General features: G+C 73.2%; 16 protein-coding genes. 10 read left to right on the top strand and 6 right to left on the bottom strand.

The genetic code is table 11. From position 1 onward, the window contains the following. Nucleotides 1-10: 10 nt before the first annotated feature. The 3 genes from ACIBST_RS08075 to ACIBST_RS08065 are packed head-to-tail and all read left to right on the top strand — an operon-like array spanning nt 11 to nt 2,683. Nucleotides 11-1,087 carry an alanine racemase gene (locus ACIBST_RS08075; RefSeq protein ID WP_397170085.1) on the top strand — a complete coding sequence of 359 codons (1,077 nt, stop codon included), beginning with the start codon at nt 11-13 and terminating at the stop codon, nt 1,085-1,087. A 9-nt stretch (nt 1,088-1,096) separates the two neighbouring features. Next, nucleotides 1,097-1,477, top strand: coding sequence for a Rid family detoxifying hydrolase (locus tag ACIBST_RS08070; RefSeq protein WP_352322636.1), 381 nt, complete (start codon nt 1,097-1,099; stop codon nt 1,475-1,477). A 9-nt stretch (nt 1,478-1,486) separates the two neighbouring features. Continuing rightward, a complete protein-coding gene (locus ACIBST_RS08065; protein WP_397170083.1) occupies nt 1,487-2,683 on the top strand; it encodes a hypothetical protein in 1,197 nt (398 codons plus the stop codon). 103 nt (nt 2,684-2,786) lie between these two features. Here the strand turns inward: ACIBST_RS08065 and ACIBST_RS08060 are convergent, their stop codons facing one another. Both ACIBST_RS08060 and ACIBST_RS08055 read right to left on the bottom strand, forming a co-directional pair. Then, nucleotides 2,787-3,326, bottom strand: coding sequence for a TetR/AcrR family transcriptional regulator (locus ACIBST_RS08060; RefSeq protein ID WP_397170081.1), 540 nt, complete (start codon nt 3,324-3,326; stop codon nt 2,787-2,789). A 3-nt stretch (nt 3,327-3,329) separates the two neighbouring features. Continuing rightward, entirely contained in the window at nt 3,330-3,944 is a 615-nt protein-coding gene (locus ACIBST_RS08055) for a LysE family translocator (RefSeq protein ID WP_397170080.1), read from the bottom strand. Nucleotides 3,945-4,046: 102 nt separating this feature from the next. On the opposite strand from ACIBST_RS08055, the gene ACIBST_RS08050 reads away from it, so the two are divergent. The 4 genes from ACIBST_RS08050 to sigJ all read left to right on the top strand — a co-directional run bounded on the left by ACIBST_RS08050 (nt 4,047) and on the right by sigJ (nt 10,254). Next, nucleotides 4,047-6,785, top strand: a complete 2,739-nt coding sequence (locus tag ACIBST_RS08050; RefSeq protein ID WP_397170079.1) for an AAA family ATPase — start codon at nt 4,047-4,049, stop codon at nt 6,783-6,785. A 234-nt stretch (nt 6,786-7,019) separates the two neighbouring features. After that, the gene (locus ACIBST_RS08045) at nt 7,020-7,850 is read left to right on the top strand and encodes a hypothetical protein (RefSeq protein ID WP_397170078.1); all 831 of its coding nucleotides are present in this window, start codon (nt 7,020-7,022) and stop codon (nt 7,848-7,850) included. Nucleotides 7,851-8,022: 172 nt separating this feature from the next. After that, on the top strand, nt 8,023-9,315 hold the full coding sequence (locus tag ACIBST_RS08040) for an ArsB/NhaD family transporter (protein ID WP_397170076.1): 1,293 nt from the start codon (nt 8,023-8,025) through the stop codon (nt 9,313-9,315). Nucleotides 9,316-9,372: 57 nt separating this feature from the next. Further along, nucleotides 9,373-10,254, top strand: coding sequence for an RNA polymerase sigma factor SigJ (sigJ, locus tag ACIBST_RS08035; protein ID WP_397170074.1), 882 nt, complete (start codon nt 9,373-9,375; stop codon nt 10,252-10,254). On the opposite strand, the gene ACIBST_RS08030 is transcribed toward sigJ, so the two are convergent. Then, complete coding sequence (locus ACIBST_RS08030; RefSeq protein WP_397170072.1) at nt 10,251-11,681, bottom strand: MFS transporter; 1,431 nt, start codon at nt 11,679-11,681, stop codon at nt 10,251-10,253. The two genes, sigJ and ACIBST_RS08030, sit on opposite strands and share 4 nt — an antisense overlap. Nucleotides 11,682-11,750: 69 nt before the next feature. Between ACIBST_RS08030 and ACIBST_RS08025 the strand changes: the two genes are divergently transcribed. Continuing rightward, the gene (locus ACIBST_RS08025) at nt 11,751-12,239 is read left to right on the top strand and encodes a helix-turn-helix domain-containing protein (RefSeq protein WP_352322626.1); all 489 of its coding nucleotides are present in this window, start codon (nt 11,751-11,753) and stop codon (nt 12,237-12,239) included. Nucleotides 12,240-12,261: 22 nt separating this feature from the next. On the opposite strand, the gene ACIBST_RS08020 is transcribed toward ACIBST_RS08025, so the two are convergent. Together ACIBST_RS08020 and ACIBST_RS08015 are read right to left on the bottom strand one after the other, a co-directional pair. After that, nucleotides 12,262-13,110: an NAD(P)H-binding protein gene (locus tag ACIBST_RS08020; protein WP_397170071.1), complete on the bottom strand. Its 849-nt coding sequence runs from the start codon at nt 13,108-13,110 to the stop codon at nt 12,262-12,264. Then, entirely contained in the window at nt 13,107-14,138 is a 1,032-nt protein-coding gene (locus ACIBST_RS08015; RefSeq protein ID WP_397170069.1) for a saccharopine dehydrogenase NADP-binding domain-containing protein, read from the bottom strand. The genes ACIBST_RS08020 and ACIBST_RS08015 overlap by 4 nt, the downstream gene beginning before the upstream one ends. Nucleotides 14,139-14,205: 67 nt before the next feature. Between ACIBST_RS08015 and ACIBST_RS08010 the strand changes: the two genes are divergently transcribed. Then, nucleotides 14,206-14,808, top strand: a complete 603-nt coding sequence (locus ACIBST_RS08010) for a TetR/AcrR family transcriptional regulator (RefSeq protein ID WP_397170067.1) — start codon at nt 14,206-14,208, stop codon at nt 14,806-14,808. A gap of 21 nt (nt 14,809-14,829) precedes the next feature. On the opposite strand, the gene ACIBST_RS08005 is transcribed toward ACIBST_RS08010, so the two are convergent. Next, nucleotides 14,830-15,384, bottom strand: a complete 555-nt coding sequence (locus tag ACIBST_RS08005; protein WP_397170066.1) for a hypothetical protein — start codon at nt 15,382-15,384, stop codon at nt 14,830-14,832. 110 nt (nt 15,385-15,494) lie between these two features. On the opposite strand from ACIBST_RS08005, the gene ACIBST_RS08000 reads away from it, so the two are divergent. Then, on the top strand, nt 15,495-16,835 hold the full coding sequence (locus ACIBST_RS08000) for a lanthionine synthetase LanC family protein (RefSeq protein WP_397170064.1): 1,341 nt from the start codon (nt 15,495-15,497) through the stop codon (nt 16,833-16,835). The last annotated feature ends 34 nt before the right edge of the window (nt 16,836-16,869 follow it).

The following is a 16,869-nucleotide window of genomic DNA, read 5'->3' as shown; positions in this document are numbered from 1 at the left end:
AGGGGGTGTCGTGCAGGTGATCCTTGGGCAGTCCGTCCTCGACGGCGAGCTCGGCTTTCCGCTGATGATCGTGCACCGCGACGCGCTGGAGCACAACGTGGCCACGATGGCGGCCTTCGCCCGCGACCACGGCATGGAGCTGGCTCCGCACGTCAAGACGCACATGTCGCCAGAGATCTCCGCTATGCAGCTCCAGGCGGGCGCCTGGGGGCTGACGGTCGCCACGACCCGGCAGGCCAGGATCGCCCGCGGCTACGGCGGCGATCGGATCATGGTGGCCAACCAGGTCGTCGACACCGCCGGGCTGACCTGGGCCGCCGGAGAGCTCGACCGCGACCCCGCCTTCGAGTTCCTCAGCTTCGTCGACTCCGAGGCCGGGGTGGACATCCTCGCCCGGCACGCCTCGACCCGGCCGTTCCGGGTGCTGGCGGAGCTCGGGCACGAAGGCGGACGAGCCGGCTGCCGCACCCTCGACGAGCTGCTGAAGGTGGCCGCGTACGCGCAGGAGACGCCCGGCGTCGAGCTGGCCGGCGTCGCCGGCTACGAAGGGGCGCTGAAGAGCGCCGACGAGGTGCGGCGGTACCTGGGCGGGCTGCAGGAGGCCGTCGAGCACGTCCGCGTGCGCACCCCGATCCTGACGATCGGCGGCAGCCAGTGGTTCGACGTGATCGGGCGCGAGCTGGTCACCACGCACGCCAGGATCCTGCTGCGCAGCGGCGCGTACGTCACCCACGACGACGGCTACTACCGGGAGCGCACGCCGTTCAACCGGATGGAGGGCGAGCTGCGGCCGGCCCTTGAGGTGTGGGCGCACGTGCTGTCCACGCCCGAGCCGGGCCTGGCGATCGTGGGCATGGGAAAGCGCGACGCGCCCTACGACGAGGGCCTGCCGGTGCCGCGCCGGAGCGGCGTCACGATCACGAAGATGCAGGACCAGCACACCGTCGTCCGGGCCGACGGGCTCAAGCCGGGCGACCTGCTGGCCTTCGGGATCTCACACCCGTGCACCGCGTTCGACAAGTGGCGGGTGCTGCCGTTGGTGGACCGGGACTACCGTGTCGTCGGCACGATCCACACCGATTTCTAGGGAGATTCCGTGAAGAAAGAGCTCAAGACCACCGAGGGCGCCGCGCCGGTCGGGGCGTACTCCCAGGGGCTCGTGGTGGGCGACTTCGTCTTCACCTCCGGCATGGGCCCGCTCGACCCGCACACCGGCGAGATCGTCGGCGACGACGTGGCCACCCAGACCCACCAGGTCATGAAGAACCTCGGGGCCATCCTCGCCGCCCACGGCCTCGGCTTCGACGACGTCGTCAAGTCGACGGTCCACCTCCAGAACGTGAAGGAGGACTTCGCCGCGTACAACGAGGTGTACAAGTCCTATTTCACCCAGCCGTACCCGGTGCGGACGACGGTGGGCTCGCAGCTCATGAACATCCTGGTGGAGATCGACTTCGTCGCGCACAAGAGCGCGTAAGGTCTGCACGTGGACAGTTCGGTATACGTCTTCGCCGAGGACCTGCACGGTGAGGGCGTCGAGCGGGTGCTCGACAGGATCAGCGCGTACGGCGTGGGCGGGGTCACGGTCGGCGCCGTCCACCACGCCGCGCGCGACGTCACCCCGCACGGACTGTCCCGGCTGACCGTCAGGCACGACGGCGCCCACTTCACCCCGCCGGCCGAGCTGTTCGACGGGCTCCGGCTCGCTCCCGTGCCCGGCCACGTCCACGCCCTCGACGGGCTGCGCGAGGCGTGCGCCGGGCGCGGCCTGAAGCTCCACGGCTGGACGGTCTTCCTGCGCAACGCCACGCTCGGCAACGAGCACCCCGACGTGACCGTGCGCGACTGCTTCGGCGACCGCGGCTCGCTCGTCGACCTCTGCCCGGCCCATCCCGACGTGCGCGAGTACTCCGTCGCGCTGGCCAGGGCGGTGGCCCGGCTGGGCGTCGAGAGCGTGGTCGCCGAGGCGCTGCACTTCACGCCTGTCGAGCCGCAGCGCTCCTTCGTGCAGCTCGGCCCCATGGACACGTTCCTGTTCGGGCTCTGCTTCTGCGACTACTGCATGCGCCGGGCCACCGACCTGGGCGTGAACGCCGAGGTGGCGCGCGAGGAGTGCGCGCGGATCGTGGGCGGCGTCTTCGACGGCGACCCGGCCGCGCAGGGCGAGGTGACCAGGGCGGCGCTCACCGCCTACGCCGGTCCCGAGGTGGTGGCGTACGCGCGGGCGCGCTCGGAGACCGTGACCACGCTGGTCTCCGAGGTGTCGTCGGCGGTCGCCGAAGAGGGCTCCAAGCTGGTCTTCATCGACTCCACCGGGGCGGTGAAGGGCTACCGGGACGGCCTGCCGACGCCGGGCCTGGCCGCCCACGACGCCTGGCAGCTCGGCGTCGACCTGGTGGCGCTCGGCGACCTGGTGCCCGCCTTCGGCGTGCTGGCGTACGCGCGGGACGCGGCGCGGGTGGCCGACGACGTGGGCGCGTACCTGCGGTCGGTGGGCAAGGACCGCGAGGTGCGGGCGGTGCTGCGGCCCGGCTACCCCGACAGCGACTCGACCGACCGCCTGGTGGCCAAGGCCAGGGGCGCGAAGGCGGCGGGCGCGCTGGCGGTCGACTTCTACGCCTACGGCCTGGTGCCGCACCCGGTGCTCGACCGCATCCCGGCCGCCCTCGCCGCCGCCGGCTGACCCACCCAGCCCCGCCCGAACCGGCCGCACCCGCCCGAACCGGCCGCACCCGCCCGCACCCGCTCAGCCCACCCCAGGCCCGCTCAACGCGGGGCGCAGTCGCTCAGAAGGCGTCGAGGAGGGCCGAGACCGCCTTCTCGGCGAAGCCGCCGGGCAGCGGAAGGCCGCGGAAGACCGTGCGCATCCACACGGCCCCGGCCAGCAGATCCATGATCAGCAACGGGTCGGCCGACGCGCTCAGCTCACCCCGCCGCACCGCCCGCTCGAACACCACGCGCTCCCGCGCGAACCGGTCGGCGAAGAACCGGCGGGCGTCGAGCTCGGGATGGCGCACGGCGGCGGCCAGCGCCGCGACCGCGATCTCGCTGCCGGGCGGCTCGGTGAGCAGCCGCTCGACCTGCTCGACCAGCGCCACCAGGTCACCGCGGAACGACCCGGTGTCCGGCGCCTCGAACGCCAGCACGCCGGACTCGACCAGCGCGGCCCCCAGCAGCGCCGCCTTGGACGGCCACCACCGGTAGATCGTCGTCTTGTTGACCCCCGAGCGCTCGGCGACCCCCTCGACGGTCAGCCCGTCGTAGCCCTTCTCCGCGACCATCCACAGCGTCGCGTCGAAGATCTCCTGCTGCTTCCTCGGCGCCATAGGTCATTTTCTCCCGGCGAACGCCATGGCCACGCCGAGCCCCAGGTAGACGACGCCGCTGCCGTACCGCAGAGCCTTGGCGCCCCTGGTCAGGCGGGCGCCGAGGGTGCCGGCGGTGAGGGCGTACACGACGTCGGAGACGAACCCCAGGAGCAGCAGCGTCAGGCCGAACACGACGATCTGCAGCGCCGGCGAGCCGGCGCCGGGGTCCACGAAGTGCGGGAGGAACGCCACGAAGAACAGCGCCACCTTGGGGTTGAGCACGTTGACCAGCACCCCTTCGAGGAACACCTTGGCCAGCGGCTGCACGGGCGGCGTCCCGGCCCGCGCCTCCTTGGCGGTGAAGGCGCGCACGCCCAGGTAGACGAGGTAGGCCACGCCGGCCCACTTGACGACCGCGAACAGCGTCGCCGATCGCGAGATCACGTACGAGAGCCCGGCCGCGGCGGCGGCGATGTGCACCAGCGTCCCGGTCTCCACGCCGAGCGCGCTGGCCAGCCCGGCGGCCCTGCCCTGGGCCAGCCCCCTGGCGGCGATGTAGAGGTGGTTGGGGCCGGGGACGAGCACCAGGACGAGCGAGGTCGTCGCGAAGAGCACGAAAGTCGTCAAGGAGATCACGAAAGAGCAGCGTAGAGCGGGCCCGGCAGGACGATGAGGGCCAATTCCGCGGCGGCCGGGCGGACCAATGGCATGTCACAGGCGCGTGGCACACTTGCTGGCGTGAACGGTTCTCTCGTCGGGCGCTCGGCCGAGCTGTCCAAGCTGGTGCGCGTGCTCGAGTCCGCGGCCGAGGGCACGGCCGGGGTCGCGCTCGTCGGCGGCGACGCGGGGATCGGCAAGACCCGCCTGGCCGGTGAGCTGGTCGCCGAGGCGCGCGAGCGCGGCTTCCACGTCATGGTCGGCCAGTGCGCCGAGCTGGGCGACGCGCTGCCCTACCTGCCGCTGGCCGACGCGCTGCGCGGGGCCGAGCCCGGCGTGCGCGAGGCCGTCGCCGCCCATCCCATGCTGGGCCAGCTCCTGCCGGGCCGGGAGAGCGGGGTGCCGTCGGCCGGGCTCACCCAGCAGCGGCTGTTCGGGTCGCTGCTCGGGCTGCTGGCCGACGTCCAGCCGGTGCTGTTCGTGATCGAAGACCTTCACTGGGCCGACCGTTCCACCCGCGACCTGCTGGTCTTCCTCAGCCGCATGCTCCAGAGCGAGCGCGTCTGCGTGGCCGGCACCTACCGCACCGACGACCTGCACCGCCGCCATCCGCTGCGCGCGGTGCTGGCCGAGCTGAAGCGGCTGCCGTCGGTGACGAACGTGGAGCTCGGCCCGCTGGAATCCAGCGAAATGTCGGACTATGTCACCACTCTGGGGCAGGTGGACGCGCAGGAGCTCGGCCTCATCGTCTCGCGCGCCGAGGGCAACCCGTTCTACGCCGAAGAGCTGTTCGCGGCCATGTCCGAGGGCGACAGCCTGCCCGACGGGCTGGCCAGCCTGCTGCTGTCGCGGGTCGAGGTGCTGTCCGAGGCCGGGCAGCGGGTGCTGCGCGCCGCCGCGGTGGCCGGCCGCCGGGTGGAGGACGACCTGCTGCGCGAGGTGGCGGGGCTGCCGCTGGCCGAGTTCGAGGAGGCGGTCAGGGAGATCGTCTCGCGCGGCCTGCTCAAGGTGCAGGGCCACGGCTACGCCTTCCGTCACGCCCTGTTGCAGGAGGCCGTCTACACCGATCTGCTGCCCGGCGAGCGCACGCGCCTGCACGCCGACTTCGCCCGGCTGCTCACCTCGGCCGCCGAGCTGGCCCACCATCACCTCGCCAGCCACGACCTGGCCGGGGCGCTCGCGGCCTCGGCGCAGGCGGGCCGCGAGGCCGAGCGGCTGGGCGCGCCCGCCGAGGCCCACAACCACTACGACCAGGCACTCGGCCTCTGGGACCGCGTCGAGGACGCCGCCGGGCTGGCCGGGGAGAGCCGGGCCGCGCTGGCCTTCCGCAGCGCCGTCGCGGCGGCCGACAGCGGCGACAACCACCGCGCGATCCACCGGCTGCGCGCGCTGCCCTCGACCTCCGAGGTGGAGGAGCGGCTGGCCTACTACCTGTTCGAAACCGGCGACCAGCCGGGGGCGATCGCCGCGGCCGAGCGTGCCGTCGAGAGCGCCGACGACGAGCCGAGCCTCGCCCGTGCGCTCGCCACCCTGGCCCGCGCGCTGTCGTGGAGCCCGCGCCACCGCGAGATCGAGTCGCTGACCACGCGCGCCCTGGACACGGCCCGCGCCTGCGGCGCCGTCGACGCCGAGGTGGGCGCGCTGCTCACGCTGGCCGCCTACGTCGAGCTCCAGGGCGACGTGGCACGGGCCAGATCGCTGGTCGCCGGCGCCGCCGCCCGGGAGACCGGCGACCTGGCGATGGACCTGCGGGCCCGCTTCCACCACGCCCGCTTCCACTACGAGCACGGCCTGCTCGCCCAGGCTGCCGAGATGGCCGACGACGGCGTCAAGCTGGCCGTCGACACCGGCCTCAAATGGAGCACCTACGGCACCGACCTGCGCTTCCTGCGCCTGCTCATCCACTACGTCGCCGGCGAGTGGGACGCCGCGGAGGCGGTGGCCGCCGGGTTCGGCGCGCGGGTGGGCATGCTGTCGGAGGCCATCCTGTCGTCGTTCGCGCTGTTCATCGAGGTGGGGCGGGGGCTGCCGGAGGTCGAGGCGCGGCTGGAGTGGCTGCGTCCGTTCTGGCACAACCCGCTGGCCACGTACATGTCGCGGGGCATGGCGGCCGAGCACTCCCTGTGGAACGGCGATCCGGCCGCCGCGCTCGACCACGTCCACGCGGCCATGGCCACCCTCGAAGAGGGTGAGTCCGGCACGCTGCGGCTGGCCGCCGTCGGCCTGTGGGCGATGGCCGAGCTGGGCACGACCGAGGGCGCCGACGACCTGCTGGCACGTGCCAGGGTCGCCGCGACCCGGGGCCCGACCGGCGACGGCGGCCACCTCGGCCCCGAGGGGAAGGCGTGGGCGTTGCGGGTGGAGGCCGAGTGGCATCGCCTCCACGGGCGGCTCGACGTCGAGCTGTGGCGCGAGGTGGTCGCGGCGTTCGACTTCGGCTTCGTCTACGAGGTGGCCAGGGCGCGCTGGCGGCTGGCCGAGGCGCTGCTCGCGGCCGGTGAGCGGGAGGCGGCGCAGGAGGAGTGGTCCCTCGCCAAGGAGGCGGCCGGCCGGTTGCGGGCCGCGCCGCTGGAGGCCGCGCTGCTGGAGTTCGGCAGGCGGGCCCGCTTCGGCGGCGGGCAGGCCGAGGGCGGGCTCACCGCGCGCGAGGTCGAGGTGTTGCGGCTGGTCGCCGAGGGGCTGACCAACAAGGAGATCGCCGGGCGGCTGTTCATCGCGCAGAAGACGGTGAGCGTGCACGTCTCCAACATCCTGGCCAAGCTGGAGGTCTCCACCCGTACCCAGGCGGCCGCCGCCGCCCGCGCGCACGACCTGCTGTGATCGCCTGCGCCGCTGGAGGGGCCGAGGGTGGACAGGCAGGGGTGAGTCCGTACATCTGGGACGCCACGGGCGGCCATTTGGGGCGATGTTTGCGGTTCGCCTCGTAGCGTCCGAGATCGGGACCTCTCACCGGAGAGCGATGGCGGGCCCGGCCGGCGGCTCGCGTCGACCCGTCCTGTCGTGACAGGTCGGCCCGATGCGCCGACCCGTCCTGCCTCGAAAAGGAGCAGTCTCATGCCTACTCTCGCCACGTCACTGCCCGCCCTGGCCGCCGCCGGGCTGACCGTCCTGGCTCCGGCCGTCGTCCCGGGGGCCGCGCACGCCGCGGCCGTGATCTCCTGCACCGTGTCCGGTCAGGCGCAGTACCTGCCCGGCGCGCAGCGGCTGCTGCGCCTGGAACGTTCCACCAGCCGCCGGGAGCCGTGGAACTGCGTCGACCACGGCGGCACGGGCGTCACGGCGGCCCGGCTCAGAGCCAGCTTCAACGGCGTGACCCCGACGTGCGGCGGACGCGCCACCACCACCACGAGGGGGCGCCTGTCCGGCGACGACGACGCCTTCGACCGCGTGTTCACCGACCGCGACGCCGACGGCCGCAGCCTGTCCAACCGCATCGTCTACAACCGCGAGGGCCGCAGCCTGGCCGACCGCATCGTCCACGACCAGGACGAGCGCAACCTGGCCGACCGCGTCATCCACGACCGCGACGGCCGGAACCTGGCCGACCGCGTGGTCTACGACCGCGAGCGCTGGGGGCAGTCCGACGGCGTCATCCGCGACCGCGCCGCCGCCGCCGGGCCCGCCGCGCCCGCGGGCACCGGCACGGTCACCATCGACTGGACCGTCAACGGCACCAGGCAGACCAGCAAGGCCAGCGCGCGCATCGTCGAGATCGTGCACGACACGGCCAAGGTGTCGGGGACGATCCAGTCCGGGCCGTTCAGGGGCAAGGCGTTCACGGGCCGGTTCGACACCTACCTGCTCGGCGGTTCGGGCACGTGCGTCTCGGGCTCGTCCGGCAGCGTGCTGCACGCGGGCTTCAAGGGGCAGTTCAACGTCGGCTGACCAGCCACCGACCGGGCGCGACCGGCGCCTGGCCCCGTACGGGCGGCCAGTCCGCCGGTCCCGTCCGGCCGCGCCTCTTGGTAAGTTGTCCTGAGGTGTGCCGGGAAGTCTGGTCGGCGATTCTGTCGTCGATCGTGGAGTTCTCCTTGCAGGCTTTCCCGGGTGGTCCGCCGTGACCGTCACCGCGTGGCTGGCGGTCGCCGTCTTCCTCGTCTCGTACACGCTGATCGCCACCGAGAAGGTGCACCGGGTCGCCGCCGCGCTCGGCGGCGCGGGGATCATGCTGGTGCTGCACGCCACCGACGGCGGCGCGGCCTTCTTCGACGAGCACACCGGCATCGACTGGAACGTCATCTTCCTGCTGCTCGGCATGATGGTGATCGTCGGCGTGCTGAAACAGACGGGCGTCTTCGAGTTCCTGGCCATCTGGGCCGCCAAACGGGCCAGGGGGCGTCCGTTCCGGCTCATGGTGCTGCTGATCCTGATCACCGCGGGCGCGTCGGCGCTGCTGGACAACGTGACCACCGTGCTGCTGATCGCGCCGGTGACGTTCCTGGTCTGCGAACGGCTGGCGCTGCCGGTCGCGCCGTTCCTCATCGCCGAGGCGATGGCCTCCAACATCGGCGGCACCGCCACCCTGGTCGGCGACCCGCCCAACATCATCATCGCCAGCCGCGGCGGGCTGACCTTCAACGACTTCCTCGCGCACCTCGCCCCGCTGATCGTGGTGCTGATCGTGGTCTTCATCGGGCTGTGCCGGGTGATGTTCCGCCGGTCGTTCCGCTACGACCCCGAGCTGGCGGCCGAGATCATGACGCTCGACGAGCGCGAGGCCATCGCCGACCGCAGGCTGCTGTGGCAGTCGCTGACCGTGCTCGCGGTGGTGATGGCGGCGTTCGTGCTGCATCCCGTGCTGCACTACGAGCCGTCGGTGGTGGCGCTGCTCGGCGCGGGCGTGCTGGTGGCGCTCACCAAGGTGACCACCGAGGAGGCGATCGCCGAGGTCGAGTGGCCCACGCTGGTGTTCTTCGCGGGGCTGTTCGTCATGGTCGGGGCGCTGGTGGAGACCGGGGTCATCGCCCAGGTCTCCCAGGCCGCCGCGCAGGCCACGCACGGCCGGCTCGAGCTGACCACGATGGTGCTGCTGTGGGCCTCGGCGGGCCTTTCCGCCATCGTGGACAACATCCCGTACGTCGCCACCATGAGCCCGATCGTCGCCGACCTCGTCCAGGCCAACGGCGGCGAGGGGCCGGCGCAGGTGTTGTGGTGGGCCCTGGCGCTCGGCGCCGACCTGGGCGGCAACGCCACCGCCGTGGGCGCGGCGGCGAACGTGGTCATCCTCGGCATCGCCGCCCGCAACGGCACCCCGATCAGTTTCTGGCAGTTCACGAAGTACGGTCTGATCGTCACCGCGACGACGGTCGCGCTGGCGACGCCGTACCTGTGGCTGCGTTACCTGGTGTGACGCAGCCCATGTCACACCTGGGGGCGCCGAAGGCTCTCAAAGGACATGATGCCTGGAATGACGGACGTTTTCGGCGGCCACAGGGAGCTGCTGTTCTCCATCGTCTACAACATGCTCGGCAGCGTCTCCGACACCGAGGACGTGCTCCAGGACACCTGGCTGGCCTGGTCGTCGCGGGACCCGGACGAGATCGGGAACCCCCGCGCCTACCTGGTGCGCATCGCCGTGAACCAGGCGCTCGCGCACCAGTCGGCGCTGCGCCGCCGCCGCGAGACCTACGTCGGGCCCTGGCTCCCCGAACCACTGGTGCATGACGCCGACGGGGCCGAGGACGTCGTGCGGGGCGAGTCGGTGTCGCTGGCCCTGCTGGTGGTGCTGGAGACGCTGACCCCGCTGGAGCGGGCCGTGTTCATCCTGCACGAGGTGTTCGCCTTCCAGCACACCGAGATCGCCGGCATGCTCGGCCGCAGCCCCGCCGCCGTCCGCCAGCTCGCGCACCGGGCCCGCGAGCACGTCCAGGCCCGGCGCCCGCGCAACCGGGTGGACGCGCACGTCCAGCAGGAGGTGACCGAGCGGTTCGTGGCGGCGGCGTTCGGCGGCGACCTCGACGCGCTGATGGAGCTGCTGGCGCCGGAGGTGACCCTGTGGGCCGACGGCGGCGGCAAGTCGGTGGTGGGCGGGCCGCGTCCGGTCCGGGGCCGCGACAAGGTGGCCCGGCTGCTCGTCGCGCGCACCGCGCAGCCGATGGAGGGGCTGGACATCCAGTACCGGGAGACCAACGGGGATCCGTCGGCGGTGGTGTTCGTGGAGAACGCGCCGTTCGCCGTCATGGTCGTCGATCTGACCTCCGACGGGTCGCAGGTTCGCGACATCTACACGGTCGCGAACCCCGACAAGCTCTCCCGGGTGCGCAGGGAACCGCGGCCGGGCCCGTCCTAGCCGACGGCCTCGGGCACCGGGCTCTCGACGGGCGCGGCGGCGGCACGGGCACGCAGGCCGAACGCGGTCACCAGCACGGCCGCCACCGCGGCGGCCACCGGGACGGCCAGGGCGATCCGGAGCGAGTCCAGGGTCGGCGCGGCGCCCCCGCCGAGCGCGGCCACGTTCACGGCGGTGACCGCCGACAGGCCGAGCGCGGTGCCGAACTGCATCGCCGTGTAGAGCAGGCCGCCGGCCAGGCCCTGCCGGTCCTCGGTCACGCCCTCGGTCGCGGCCATGGTCAGCGGGCCGTAGGTCAGCGAGAAGGCCAGGCCGAGCAGGAGCATGGTGGGCAGCATGGCGGCGTACGTCCAGTCCGGGCCGACCGGCAGGAACAGCGCGTACGCCAGCGCCGCCAGCACGATCCCGGCGAACAGCACGCGGGCGTTGCCGAACCTGTTCACCAGGCGCGGCGTGAGCGTGGGAGCCAGGACGGTGTCGATGCCGATCACCAGCATGGCCAGGCCGGTCTGCAGGGTGCTCCAGCCGCGCACCTCCTGGAGGTAGAGCGTGGCCAGGAACTGGAACCCGGCGAACGAGGCCAGGAAGAGCAGCGCGCCCAGGTTGGCCCGGACGAGCGGCCCCGACCGCAGGATGTCCAGCCGGACCAGCGGGTTGGCCGAGCGCCGCTCGATCAGCACGAACAGGGCGAGCAGCAGCAGCCCGGCGGCGAACGTCGCGAGGGTGGCGCCGGAGCCGTCCGCGGGCGCCTCCAGGCGGACCACGCCGTACACGAGCAGCAGCATCGAGCCGGTGATGGTCAGCGCCCCGGCCAGGTCGAACGAGCCCCGCGCCCGTTCGCCGGAGTCCTTGACCAGCGGGACGGCGGCCAGCAGGATCACCGCCGACAGCGCCACGGGGGCGAAGAACACCCAGCGCCAGCCGATCGAGGCCAGCAGGCCGCCGGCGACCAGGCCGAGCGAGAAGCCGCCCGCCGCGGTCCCGGCGTACACGCCGAGCGCCTTGGTGCGCTGCGGGCCCTCGGGGAAGTTGCCGGTGACCAGCGCCAGCCCGGCGGGCGCCATGAACGCGGCGGCGACCCCCGTGACGAACCGGGCGACCAGCAGCATCCATCCTTCGGTCGCGAAGCCGCCCAGGCCGGAGAAGAGCAGGAACACCGTCAGCCAGGTCAGGAACATGCGGCGGTGGCCGAGCAGGTCGGCGGCCCGGCCGCCCAGCAGCATGAACCCGCCGTAGCCCAGCACGTACGCGCTGACCACGCCGCTCAGCGTGCCGGTGGACAGGCCGAGGTCGGCGCGGATCGACGGCAGCGCCACGTTGAGCATGGCCACGTCGATGCCTTCCAGGAAGATGGCCCCCGCCAGGACGAACAGCGCGCTCCACGCGCGTGCCCCCATGCGGTCGTTCGGGGGAGATGAGGGAGACATGGTGCATTCCTTCCACAATGGTCGGTTCCTTCTTGTAACCAGCAGCATTTTTGGTCACCATTAGGAGCCATGGAAGACGGAACTTCGATGTCCCTCGGTCACTGCGGGGATACCGACTACGACGTGCTGCAATGGGACCAGCGGGAGGACTGCGAGGTCAGGCAGATCCTCGACCGGATCGCCGACAAGTGGTCGCTCCAGGTGATCGCGCTGCTCGACCGGCGCAGCCTGCGCTTCACCGAGCTGCGCCGCATGATCGACGGCGTGAGCCAGCGCATGCTGACCAGGACCCTGCGGCACCTGGAGCGCGACGGCCTGGTGAGCCGTACCGTCCATCCGACCGTGCCGCCGCGCGTGGACTACGCGCTGACGCCCCTCGGCGGCACGTTGCACGCCACCATCCGCGCCCTGGTCACCTGGACCGAGGAGCACCAGGGCGAGATCGCCACGGCCCGCGCCGCCTACGACGTACGGGTGGCGGCCGAGCAGGCGGCGGCGGCCGAGGAGGAGGCCGGGCGGGAGGCCGTCGCGCGCGGCGTCCTCGCGGGCCTGCGCTGACTCCAGTCCGGCCAGGACGGGATCAGCGCCGGGCCGCGGCGAACTCCCCGATGGTCACCGGGCGACGCCCGCCGACGCGCTCGATGCTCTCGGTGACCCGGTAGAGCGGGTGGTCGCCGGAGCCGATGAAGCGGAAGATCGCCCACAGGTGGCTCAGGTGCTCGACGGCGTACGGGTCGCGGTACACGTCGTGCGCCCGCCGCTCCCACTCCTCGGGCGGCAGGTCCGCGTAGCGCACGCCGAGCGCGCCGGCGGCCTCGGCGGCCGTCGCCATCTGGCCCGTCACCAGGCACACCGGGTCGGCCGGGGCCGGGTCGAGCAGGAGGCCCGCGCCCACCCGCGCCACGTCGGCGGCGGCGACGAGCGGGATCAGCGTGTCCGGCGGGCCCAGCGGGAGGGCCAGCTCGCCGTACGCGTCCGCCACGACGGCCAGGTTCTCGAAGAAGACCGCCGCGCGCAGGTGCACCGCGCCCACCCCGGCCCAGTCGAAGACCTGCTCCGACAGCCAGTGGCGGCGCATGCGCGGCGTCCCGGCCTCGGGCTGGGCGTCGAGCTGGGAGACCTCGACCACCCGCTCGACGCCCTCCTCCCTGGCCGCCGCCGCGAACGCGCCGGTCGCGTCGAGCAGCCCGGCCGTCACCGGATAGGTGAAGTACGCCCGCCGCACCCCGCGCATGGCGGGCCGCACGTCCCTGATCTCGCGCAGGTCGCCGACGACGACATCCGCGCCGAGCTTGCGCAGCTCGCCGGCGCGCTCGTCGTCGGCGTGCACGAAGGCGCGCACGGCCTGGTCGCGCCGGAGCAGCTGCTCGGCGACCTGCCTGCCGGTGCCGCCCTGGGAGCCGCCGGCCGCGCCCGTGACCAGGATCATCGCCCGCTCCTTCCCGGCAGGGTGAGCCTGAGCAGCCCGAGCGCTTCGAGGTCGCGCAGGAACGGCTCGGCGGGGAACGCCTCGGCCGGGGCGAAGACGCCGGGCCCCGGCCCGTGCCCGCCGGCCAGCCGCACGGCGGCCTCGACCGAGGCCAGCGCGCTGAGCCGCCACAGGTCGCGGCCGGTGATGCGGCCGGCCGCGCCGCCGTCCTCGGTGACGACCTGGACGGCCACGGTGAACTCCGAGGCCGCCCTGGTCTCAAGGTCGACGGCCTCGCCGGTGAAGGCGCCCTCCTCCTCGAAGGTGTGCGCGGTGAGCTGCGCCTCCACCCAGCGGGCCGGCACGTGCCTGGGCACGGTGACGACCTCCGACGACGGGATCGGCGCGATCATCGTCCGCGGGCCGAGCGGCGGCGGGAAGGGGAAGACGGCGTTGCGCGGCTCGACGTACCCGACGTGCTGGGCGCCGTCGCTGAAGGTGATGCGGCGGGTGTCGGCGAACAGCAGCTCGGCGGTCCTGCGCGCGCCGGTGGTCAGCCGCCAGCCGGACACGGCGTACGCGCTGGTCACCCGGTCGATGCCGGTCAGCCCGGCGGACACGGCCGAGGCCAGCAGGTCGCCCATGCCGCCGTAGAAGCTCATGGCCGTGATCATCGTGACGCCCGCGGCCGCGGCGGGCTCGGACATGGTGTCGAACATCCACTTGGTGTGGTGCTGCTCAAGGGCGTGATCGACGTAGTGGCAGCCGGACGCCGCCGCGGCGCGGGCCACCGGCTGACCGGTGTCGGTGAAGGGCCCGGCGCAGTGGACCAGCACGCCGGCCTCGGCGGTGAGGGCGCGCAGGGCGTCGGCGTCGTCGAGCGGGGCCTCGTGGACGCGGGCTCCGCCGAGCTCGTCGGAGACGGCCTTGAGCCGGGCGGCGTCGCGACCGGCCAGGATCACCTCCAGGCCGCGCGCGCGTAACTCCGCCGCCACCAGGCGTCCGGTATGACCACTTGCTCCGTATACGGCGATGGGTTCTGCGGACACGACGGGCCTCCATGTTCCATACTTCTGGTACGTGATTCGAACATACGTACTAGGAGTATGGAAGTCAATGAGCCGCCGTACCCAGGCAGAACGCACGGACGAGACGACGGCGCGGCTGGTGGGCGCCGCGCGCCGGCTGTTCGGTGAGAACGGCTACGCCGACACCTCGATCGACGCCGTCGCCGCCCGCGCGGGGGTCACCAAGGGGGCCGCGTACCACCACTTCGGCGGCAAGCCGGCGCTGTTCCGGGCGGCGTTCACCGGCGAGCTGGCCGAGGTCGCGGCGGCCCTGGAGCACGCCGGCGCCCAGGAGGACGACCCGTTGGCGGCGCTGCGCCGGGGCCTGCGCACCTTCCTGGAGCACTGCCTCGACCCGGGCTTCCGGCAGATCGTGCTGCTCGACGCGCCCTCGGTGCTGGGCTGGGAGACCGCCCGCGAGATCGAGTACGACCACCTGCTGCGCGTCCTGGCCGGCGGCCTGAGCCGGGCCGCCGAGGGCGGGCGGATCGCGGGCGGGAACGCGCCCGCCCGCGCGCAGCTCGTGTTCGGCGCGGTCTGCGAGGGCGGCATGCTGCTGGCCCGCTCCGCCGACCCGGACGCCGACCTGCCGCTGATCGCCGCCGAGCTGGACCGGCTGCTGTCCGCGCTGCGCCCCTCAGTGGCCAGTTGAGTGGCCGGTTCAGTGGCCGGTTCAGTGGCCGGTTGAGTGGCCGGTCCGGTGACGGGGGGCGTGGGGCGGCGCGTGACCCGGGGCCGCCGGAGTGGCCGCGGGGCCGGGCGAGCCGGCGGGGGACTGGCTCGCGTTCTGCTTGACGGGCACGTACACGCGCACGGCCCCGGCGTCGCGGAAGGTGAAGGTCATGGGCACGGTGGCGCCGCGCACGCCGGTGACCGTGCCGAGCGGCTGGTCGCCCGCGCCCACGGGCTGGCCGGGCCGGATGTCGGCGGCGCCGGCGGACAGCTGCACCGAGCCGCCGCCTTCGACGGTGATCTGCTGGAGCTGGTCGGGCTTGTGGCCGTCGTTGATCAGCACGGCGTAGAGGGTCTGCTCGGAGGCGGGCGAGGCCGGGGTGACCGCCTGGCCGGGAGCGGCCCGCAGGTAGGCGTTGCGCACGTGCATGACGCCCTTGGCGTCGGCGTTCGCGCCCTCGTTCTGCGGCAGGTGCTGCCCCGTGTCGTATCCGGTGTTCGTGCAGCCCGTGACGCCCAGGGCCAGGATCGCGGCACAGATGATGGGACGCTTCACGACGCCCTCCCCGTTCGATACTCGACGTCACCGTTCCGTTACCCGCGATGATGGAGGCGAACCCTTGAGGAAAGGCCGATTTTCCTACCGGAAGTGTGGGAGAATGGAGTATGGGCTTGGACCGGACCCGCTCGCCGAGTGAGCGCGCCGAGACTCCGCTGACCGCCGCGATCATGGCGGGCCGCTGGATCCGCACCGCCGCCGTCGACGACGGCAGAGGCCGCCACTGGCGCGCCAACCCCGACCCCCGTGGCAGGTCGGCCGCCGCCGGCGACTCCGCCTCCCTGTACGCGGGCGCGGCCGGCATCGTGCTGTTCTTCCTGGAACTCGCCGCCGCGACCGGCCACGAGGCGTACCTGGACGACGCCCGCAGGGGCGCCCGCTACCTGGCCGCCACCTGGCGCGAGCGCGCCGACCTGACCCTCTACCACGGCCTGACCGGCACACTCGTCGCGCTGATCGAGGCCGGCTGGGCCTTCGGCGACGGCGTCTTCGAGGAGGAGGCCGTCGCGGTGGCCGACGCGATCGTCCGTGCCGCGCGCCCGCTCGACGGCGGCCCCGGCTGGACGCGCGAGCCCGCCCAGCGCGGCGACGGCGGCATCGTGCTGGGGCTGCTCCAGGCCGCCGCCGCGCTCGGCGTGCGCGGCTACGAGGAGACGGCGGTGGCGGCGGGCGAGCGCATCGCCGGGCTCGCCGTGCCCGGCCACCGTTTCGGCGACTGCGCCGACCTGCCGCTCGACGCCGTCACCCCGGGCTTCCTGTCCGGCACGGCGGGCACCGCCTTCCTGCTGGCCAGGCTCTACGGCGTCACGGGCGAGCGGCGTTTCCTGGAGGCGGCCGCCCGCGGCGCGGGCTTCGTGCGCGAGGTGAGCGCGGTGGCGGGCAGGTGCGCCGTCGTCCCGCACCACGTGCCGCAGGGGCGCGAGCTGCACTACCTGGGCTTCTGCTCGGGCTCGGCGGGCGTGGCCCGGATGTTCTACGAGCTGTACCGGGTCACCGGCGACCCCGGCCACCTCGACTGGGTCGAACGGCTCGCGCACGGCGTCGTCGAGAGCGGCGCCCCGCTCCGGCAGACCGACGGCTTCTGGAACGTGGCCTGCCAGTGTTGCGGCGCGGCCGGGCTGCTCGAACTGTTCGTCGGCCTGTGGGCGGCGACCGGCGACGAAGCCCGCCTCGCGCAGGCCCAGGTGCTGGCCGGGCACCTCATCGGGCGCGGCGACAACCACGACGGCCAGGGGTTCCGCTGGTACCAGGCGTACCGGCGGCTGCGGCCGGGCGAGGTGAGCGCGGACACCGGGTACATGGTCGGCGCGGCCGGCATCGGGGCCGCCCTGCTCCACCTCGACGCCGCCATGCAGCCCCGGCAGGCACGCCGGGTCATCCTGCTGCCGGACAACCCCTTCCCGGCGATCCCGGTGCCGCCCGCCAAACTTCGCGATTCATCCCAATAAGGTATTCCCTTTAAAACCAGTAGGGAATATTGAC

Origin of the sequence: Nonomuraea sp. NPDC049684, assembly GCF_044465345.1 — a bacterium.
Taxonomy (GTDB): domain Bacteria; phylum Actinomycetota; class Actinomycetes; order Streptosporangiales; family Streptosporangiaceae; genus Nonomuraea.
Note: the sequence above shows the minus strand (reverse complement) of the source record. Positions and strands in the feature narration are given on the sequence as shown.